Source organism: Mycolicibacterium vinylchloridicum (genome assembly GCF_013404075.1).
Taxonomy (GTDB): Bacteria; Actinomycetota; Actinomycetes; order Mycobacteriales; family Mycobacteriaceae; genus Mycobacterium; species Mycobacterium vinylchloridicum.
The window spans coordinates 1-7,065 of the sequence record NZ_JACBJQ010000106.1; the positions used below are offsets into that span (position 1 = coordinate 1).

Here is a 7,065-nt window from a genome sequence, read left to right on the forward strand (position 1 = left end):
GTTGCATCTACGAGATGCCCTTCGTAGTGGCCGAATTTGATCCTAGAGAAATCTCATTCTCTCACTACGACAGGGCATTTCACTGATTCAACCCGCCCCAGACACCACCTCAATCGGTGAATCCAGGCTAAGCCGTTAGCAGGGGTCGCAGCGTAATCGGCCGGGGGCCCGACCCGTCAACCCACGCCCGGTGGTGGTGCCGGCGGCGGAGGACATGTGCGGCCCTATCAGCTCGCTGCCGCTCGCGGGCCACACATCCGCCGGCACCACCACCGGACTCTTCGGGGTTGACGGCCCACCCTCAGCCGATTCCCCCGCACCCCAGCGCTAACCGGCGCACTCAACACCTTCACGAACGGAGAACAACCATGACCGCCATCCTCGACACCGAAGCCGTCGCCCTCAGCACCGCACACAGCCTGGCCATGGCCCGAGCCGGCGTTCACAGCGCCGTCAACGCCGACGACACCCACCGACGACGCCAGTACGCGCTGTCCGCCCGAGACAACGCCGTCACCGTCCTCCTGGAACCGACCAGCCCGCGCAGCGAACGCGAATACGCCGAGTACTACCTCGCCGACGCCGAAGCCATCATCGCCGCCACCACGCCCGTCGAATAGCTCTGCACCACAGCAACTCTGGCCGGGCCGCCGCACTCAGGTGGCCCGGCCACTACCCTCACCACTCAGAAAGGATCACCCCATGGTCGACAAGGACTACGCGTTAGCCTGGCAATTTGTGGACAGCTCCGGCAAGCCGCGCCAGTTGCGATTCCGGATGAACTTCGCCCCACCTGACGACCCCCGAACCTTCGACGGCACCGGCCAACTCGTCGCTGCCATCGCCGATGCCGACCGTCCGGACAACTTCCACGAGATCCCCATCAGCCGGCCCAACGTCAACGAGGACGACGTCGACGCCGCAATCGAAGGATGGGAACACTGGGCGTTGCTCTACACCGAGAACAACGGCATCGACCGCTGGATCAGCCTCGATGCCATCCAAGCCCGCATCAACGCCGCCGGCCTCGGCATCGACACCGACCCGCCGCCGAACGCCACCTAGCTCCCACGACAAGGGGTCCGTCTGGCCAGCGCCAGGCGGGCCCCTTTTTTCGTCCGGCCGCGAAACCGCCCCTATCCGAAATTGGTGACTCCACCCCTCCAGCGCAACGGCGATAATCGATACCAGGAGGAGACAGCGTGCCCAACAGCATCACCGACTACCCGGAACGCCTGATCGTCGACACCGACGGGCAGACCTACCGGCTTCAGTTCAGGTCCCCGCACGACACGACCCCACCGATCGGACAGCTGGTCGGCATCCCACACAGCAGCGAGTCCGATGCCGACCCAATGCCGCTCACCGCACCAGATGTCGCCCAAACCGACGTCGACGCAGAAATCGAGCGCTGGGACAACTGGCCCAGCAGAATCCACGCCGACGAGCACGGCTACTGGAGCGAACTCACCCTCACCGAGGTACACCGCCGCTTGGCCAACGCGGGCCTGCGAGACCAGCCCTAGCTCGTTGCACCCGCGGCCGCCGACGAGCGCGCCTGCGGCGCGGATGGCCACCTGGCGGTGGCCGCTTCCGTAGCCACTCACCTTTAACCGTTCAGCTGGGCCCCAAGTATGACCGACCGGGACCCGTCACGCGCCAGCCACGCCCGCGCCGAACTACGCAGGCCCAGTGACCCTTTCGGCCCAACCGTGGTCAATCCCCAGGCGCTGCCGCGCGGGGATTGCCCCGGGGCCGAAAGCCCTGCTGCGTCCACCACGGCCTCTTCGGGCTTGCGCGCGCCACCCCGCCGGTCGAGCGCACCCCAGCGCTGTCCGGCACCCCGCCGGCCGCCAAACGGAAGGACTCCACGATGCTGCACCCATTCGACAAAATCGCCGTCGAGACCACCGCCGGCACCTACGAGATTGCCTTGCACTACGACATCGACGCCCAGGTACCCGACTACACCGACGACGGGGGTCTGGTCTACCTCGGTGATGCGCGCACCATCAGCGCAGAACTCGGCGACGCCGCCCACGACGTTGCGGCCCTGCTCCGAAACCACAACGCCACCAACGACTCCCTCTATGAGCACCGGTACCGATCGGCGGCCGCGATCGCACGCTACCTCGGCCTGACGCTGGGACTGACCGGCATCCTCGAAGTGACCCGCTGCACCGACCGCTACTGCACCACCTCACCCAGCACCGACCGCTACGAAGGCACCGACGGCCTGGCGTGGGCACCCCGCGACGCCACCGAGCCACACAGCTACACCCGAGCCACCGTGGCGACCTACAGCGCCTGGGCCAACAGCGAGGTCTACGGGTACATCGTGACCGGGCCTGACGGCCGCGAAATCGGATCCTGCGGGGACTTCCACGCCGACCCCGACGAGCCGATCACTAGCTAGGCACCGCACGGACTGGCCTACATGGTGAGCCAGGCCCGCGACGAGATCGACCACGATGCGGCCGAGCGCATCAAAGAGGCCAACACCGCCGGCGCCGGCATCATCGCACTCATCTGAACTACCACGGCGGAGCCGGGCATCCTCACCATACGAGGACCGGCTCCGCCCCCCTTTTTTCTTCCGGCCCTGACTCAGCAAGCGCGCCTGCGGCGCGGATGGCCACCTGGCGGTGGCCGCTTCCGTAGCCACTCACCTTTAACCGTTCAGCTGGGCCCCAAGTATGACCGACCGGGACCCGTCACGCGCCAGCCACGCCCGCGCCGAACTACGCAGGCCGAGTGACCCTTTCGGCCCAACCGTGGTCAATCCCCAGGCGCTGCCGCGCGGGGATTGCCCCGGGGCCGAAAGCCCTGCTGCGTTCACCACGGACTCTTCGGGCTTGCGCGCGCCACCCCGCCGGTCCCCCCAACCCCAGCGCTAACCGGCGCACTCAACACCACCCGAACGGGAGAACAACCATGCGCATCAACCTGAGCTCCAACACCGACATCCTCGCCGCCACCCCGGCACTGATCGGCTTCGCACCCACCGACAGCATCGTCGCGATCGTCCTCGACAACATCGGAGATCGACGCACCGTCCACGTCGCCGCCCGCTACGACATCGCCGAACCCCTCGACGTCACCGCCCACCTGGCCAACACCCTTCCCCTGCAACAACCCAACGGGGACATGCGGATCGTCATCCTCATCGCCATCACCGGCACCGCGGATCTCAAGCACGCCGGCGACCACCTCGACGCCGCGCAACGCCACATCACCGCACGCGGGGCCAGCATCCTCAAGCGGTTGCACACCCCGAACCTCGACGCAGGCCAGACCTGGACCGACATCGACACCGGCGACACCGGAACCACCGTCGACTACCGCACCTCCGAGGCCGCCCTGCTGATGGTCGTCGCCGGACACAGCGTGCGCGCCACCCGCGACGACATCACCGCCGAATTCGCCACCACCGACCAGGCGCCAGCCCCCGACGTCGACACCGACACCGCGCAGTTCACCGCCCAGACCGCCCGCAGCATGTCCGCGGCGTTCGAAGACCCCACCGCGCTCACACCACAGCTGGCCGCCAACGTCGGCCTGCTCATCACCACCAGCGTCACCCACCGCGACGCGCTGCTCATCGCCAGCACCGCGCACCCCCAGATGGGTGCCACCGTCTGGACCCACCTGGCCCGCCAGCTGCGCGGCCGCGCCCGCGTCGAAGCACTTGCGCTCGCCGCGGCGTGCTTCTACTGCAGCAGCGACGTTGTGCGTGCCGGCGTTGCCTTGGAAGCAGCCCACGCCACCGCCGTGGCCGCCGGCCTTCCCGACACCACGCTGGTCGTGCTCCTCGACACCGCGGTCCAGGCCGCAGTCCCGCCGACCAAGCTGCGCCAGGTCTTCGCCCAACTCGCCGCCAAGCCGCCCACCGAGTAATCAGCCCAAACGTCCCCACCGTGGCCGGCCGCCTCACACCCGAGGTGGCCGGCCACACCCATTCACCCACCACCCACTCTCGAGAGGACCACGTCATGACCAACCCCGAGCCCACCGAGCGCCGCGACGGCCACACCCCGCGCTACTCCTACGAACCGGACGGCACCCACTACATCGAGCAATCCGTTCGCGTGTACCTCAGGCTCTCCGATGACCGCACCCATTGGATCGTTGATGCCGCCACCGTCGACGGATGCGCACTCGACAGCGCCGCCAGCGACGAATGCGCCACCAACGACGAGTGCGCCTGCGGCTCAGCCGAATGCGATGCGATCCGCGACGCCGCCGACCGCCTCCCGCTGCCCAACGGCGAGGAACTCGCCCAACTGATCCTCGACGCCCTTCCGCCGCACTAACGCGCCACACGGGGGCCTCGTCGAGCACTCAGCACCGAGTGGTCGGCGAGGTCCCCCTTTTTTGCTCCGGCCACCGGCCGCGTAGACGTCGGCGCACCAGGTGCGACCGACGAATAGTCCGCCTGCGGCGAACTGACTGCCGCCACTCACCTTTAAGCCATCAGCAGGGGTGTGCAGCGTAATGGGCCGGGGGCCCGACCCGTCCAGGGACGCCGGCGCCGCTGCCGGCGGCGGAGGAAATGTGCGGCCCTATCAGCTCGCTGCCGCTCGCGGGCCACACATCCGCCGGCACCACCACCGGACTCTGCGCCCTTGACGGCCCACCCTCACCCCATTGCTCGCACACCAGCGCTGACTGGCGCACCCCATCAGATCCGAACGGAGAACAACTCATGAGCGCATTCGTCGTCCACCCCGAGCACATCAACGTCCTGCTGTGGGCCGGCCTGAACGACCCCCGCCTTGGTGCCCTGCGCTGGGAACACATGCGGCCCACCCACAGCACCGAGCTGCAGCCCGAAACAGCCAGCGAAATCGGTCAGAGCCTGCTCGACGAAAACGTCAAGTCGGTCAACCACTCCTACGGCACCGAGATGTACACACCCAAGCTCTACACCTACCGCCCGCCGCAGCAGCGCGGCTGGACCAACGTCGAACTCCTCAACGCGCTGCACTGCTACCAGTACCAGGCCTCCGGGCACCCCGACTGGGAGAGCAGCCAGGCCTACGCGTTCTGCCAGGCCCTCGAACGGCGCCTGATTCGCCGCCTGCCCGGCTACAGCGACGGTCCCTGGGCGATCGGACCCGAGAGCCTGCCCGCCGCCGCGCGACGCGCCTTCCGGTCAGCCTGACCCGGGCACCGGGACCCGGCCCGCAGTTCCTCCGCGGGCGGCCGGTCGGGTCCCCTTCCCACACCCAATTCCCGGCATCTCAGCGCCGACCGGCGCACCCACACCAATCCGAAACGGAGACACAACCATGAGCACCCACCTCGATCACTTCTGGGCGAATGTTGATGCTGCCCTGGACCGCTGCGCCGCCGCCGCCACCGTGGCGGACATCATCACCATCCTCAACGAGCACTTCGAACCCGAGGGCGGCAATGTCGACGCCTTCTTCGGCGGCTCCGGCGGCGATACCCAACTGCTCGACAAGCTCTATTGGGAACGCCGCAACCGCACCTGGCAGATCGTCCGCTACGACGCCCCCTACTACTGGTGCCTGGCCGACATCAACGGCGATCTCCTGACCTACATCGAGGGAGACGTCTACCGCGGCAACACCATGACCGACTGACACCCGATCGCAGGGCGCCCCGACAGCCACCAGGCGAGCCGGGGCGCCCTGCCGGGTCCCGGCCCCTTTGCCGTCCAGCCGCCGGCTCGCGTAGACGTCGGCGCACTAGGTGCGACCGACGGACAGCCCACCCTGCGGGCGGGCTCCCTGGCGCCACTCACCTCTTGCCGTTAGCAGGGGTCGCAGCGTAATCGGCCGGGGGCCCGACCCGTCCAGGGACGCCCGGTGCTGGTGCCGGCGGCGGAGGACATGTGCGGCCCCATCAGCTCGCTGCCGCTCGCGGGCCACACATCCGCCGGCACCACCACCGGACTCTCCGCCCTTGACGGCCCACCCTCAGCCAATTCCCCCGCACCCCAGCGCTAACCGGCGCACTCAACACCTTCTGAAACGGAGAACAACCATGACCGAGAACAACTTCGACCTCGCCGCCGCCCTCCTGTCCGACGTGGCCGACCTCATCGGCCACGCACCGCACGGAACACACACCGTCGACGACCACGCCTACGGCGCACTGCAACTCGTCGCCACCGCCGACAGCACCCGCCAGATCGTCCTCTGGGCAGCCGACAACGATCGCGTCCTGGCCGCCGTCGAAGCGACCACCAGCGCCGACACCGATCAGACCGCCACTCGCATCATCGCTTTCCGCGCCGCCGGACTGATGTTCGCCGGCCGGACCGACCACACCTTCGCCGCCCACGGCCGCCACACCTACGTCCTGGCCGCCACCGTCGGAGCCGACACCTGGCAGCTCACCGTCGACGCCGACACCACCACCCTCACCGACAGCGACCTAGACACCGCACTGAGCCTCATCGCGCGCTTCGAACACGCCGCCTACGCCGCCGGATAACACCGGCCCCCACGCCGCCCGCGCGTCCGGTACCCACTCGGTGCCGGCCGCGCAGCGCGGGATCACATCCCTGCCACTGGCGTGCGCCGGCACCGCCGCGTTCACCACAGCGTCGGATGGGCCCCAGCCAACGCATCGGCGACCGCTTGCGCGTCCCAACCATCACGCACGGCTTCCCGCAGCGCGAGCGACCGTTCACGCCGCGCCAGCAGGCCCGCGTTCCCGCGGCGCACCGCCACCCGGCCCCCGCCGCGGCCGGAGCGGCCCATCTGCTCCATGTTGTCCCTCTGGGTACCCGCGTACACGTGCCGGGGGCGGCCCAGCTCGTCGGCGACGCTCGGCCGCACACACAGCGGCACATCGCAGCCATGCAAGGACCGCTCCCACGGCTCCAGCGGCGCGCCCCTGCGGGCTAGCGCGAGCGCATACCGGTTGGAGCGCAGCATGATCCGGCGACCGTCGCGGCGAACCCAGAAGGCTGGCAAACGGCACATATCGGGAGGCTGCACTATTCCGGCATCCACGGCGCCTTCCCTGCGGAAGCACCCTCTAGGACTGAGCTGCTTGTAATGCCTTTGTCACGCTACGACTTCGACCTTG

Annotated in this window: 10 protein-coding genes; 9 read left to right on the forward strand and 1 reads right to left on the reverse strand. The window is 68.5% G+C overall.

Going from position 1 to position 7,065, the window contains the following annotated elements; translation table 11 throughout:
* Positions 1-368: 368 nt before the first annotated feature.
* The 9 genes from HPC46_RS33115 (at position 369) to HPC46_RS33155 (ending at position 6,465) form a co-directional block, all read left to right on the forward strand.
* Complete coding sequence (locus HPC46_RS33115) at positions 369-620, forward strand: hypothetical protein (protein WP_179476249.1); 252 nt, start codon at positions 369-371, stop codon at positions 618-620.
* 82 nt (positions 621-702) lie between these two features.
* Complete coding sequence (locus tag HPC46_RS33120) at positions 703-1,065, forward strand: hypothetical protein (RefSeq protein ID WP_179476250.1); 363 nt, start codon at positions 703-705, stop codon at positions 1,063-1,065.
* Between the two features lie 137 nt (positions 1,066-1,202).
* A complete protein-coding gene (locus HPC46_RS33125) occupies positions 1,203-1,526 on the forward strand; it encodes a hypothetical protein (RefSeq protein WP_179476251.1) in 324 nt (107 codons plus the stop codon).
* Between the two features lie 347 nt (positions 1,527-1,873).
* The gene (locus HPC46_RS33130; RefSeq protein WP_233717014.1) at positions 1,874-2,416 is read left to right on the forward strand and encodes a hypothetical protein; all 543 of its coding nucleotides are present in this window, start codon (positions 1,874-1,876) and stop codon (positions 2,414-2,416) included.
* 518 nt (positions 2,417-2,934) lie between these two features.
* Complete coding sequence (locus tag HPC46_RS33135) at positions 2,935-3,897, forward strand: DUF4192 domain-containing protein (RefSeq protein WP_179476252.1); 963 nt, start codon at positions 2,935-2,937, stop codon at positions 3,895-3,897.
* 20 nt (positions 3,898-3,917) lie between these two features.
* Positions 3,918-4,313: a hypothetical protein gene (locus HPC46_RS33140; protein WP_325096867.1), complete on the forward strand. Its 396-nt coding sequence runs from the start codon at positions 3,918-3,920 to the stop codon at positions 4,311-4,313.
* Between the two features lie 392 nt (positions 4,314-4,705).
* A complete protein-coding gene (locus HPC46_RS33145) occupies positions 4,706-5,164 on the forward strand; it encodes a hypothetical protein (protein ID WP_179476253.1) in 459 nt (152 codons plus the stop codon).
* 127 nt (positions 5,165-5,291) lie between these two features.
* Complete coding sequence (locus HPC46_RS33150; protein WP_179476254.1) at positions 5,292-5,609, forward strand: hypothetical protein; 318 nt, start codon at positions 5,292-5,294, stop codon at positions 5,607-5,609.
* A 403-nt stretch (positions 5,610-6,012) separates the two neighbouring features.
* Positions 6,013-6,465, forward strand: a complete 453-nt coding sequence (locus tag HPC46_RS33155; RefSeq protein ID WP_179476255.1) for a hypothetical protein — start codon at positions 6,013-6,015, stop codon at positions 6,463-6,465.
* A 101-nt stretch (positions 6,466-6,566) separates the two neighbouring features.
* Here HPC46_RS33155 and HPC46_RS33160 read toward each other — a convergent pair whose 3' ends face one another.
* Complete coding sequence (locus HPC46_RS33160; RefSeq protein ID WP_233717015.1) at positions 6,567-6,959, reverse strand: hypothetical protein; 393 nt, start codon at positions 6,957-6,959, stop codon at positions 6,567-6,569.
* Between the last annotated feature and the right edge of the window lie 106 nt (positions 6,960-7,065).

Coding starts and splice junctions, on each gene's coding strand:
- HPC46_RS33115 (WP_179476249.1), top strand. CDS start 369: ATGACCGCCATCCTCGACACCGAAGCCGTCGCCCTCAGCACCGCACAC.
- HPC46_RS33120 (WP_179476250.1), top strand. CDS start 703: ATGGTCGACAAGGACTACGCGTTAGCCTGGCAATTTGTGGACAGCTCC.
- HPC46_RS33155 (WP_179476255.1), top strand. CDS start 6,013: ATGACCGAGAACAACTTCGACCTCGCCGCCGCCCTCCTGTCCGACGTG.
- HPC46_RS33145 (WP_179476253.1), top strand. CDS start 4,706: ATGAGCGCATTCGTCGTCCACCCCGAGCACATCAACGTCCTGCTGTGG.
- HPC46_RS33160 (WP_233717015.1), bottom strand. CDS start 6,959: ATGTGCCGTTTGCCAGCCTTCTGGGTTCGCCGCGACGGTCGCCGGATC.
- HPC46_RS33130 (WP_233717014.1), top strand. CDS start 1,874: ATGCTGCACCCATTCGACAAAATCGCCGTCGAGACCACCGCCGGCACC.
- HPC46_RS33135 (WP_179476252.1), top strand. CDS start 2,935: ATGCGCATCAACCTGAGCTCCAACACCGACATCCTCGCCGCCACCCCG.
- HPC46_RS33150 (WP_179476254.1), top strand. CDS start 5,292: ATGAGCACCCACCTCGATCACTTCTGGGCGAATGTTGATGCTGCCCTG.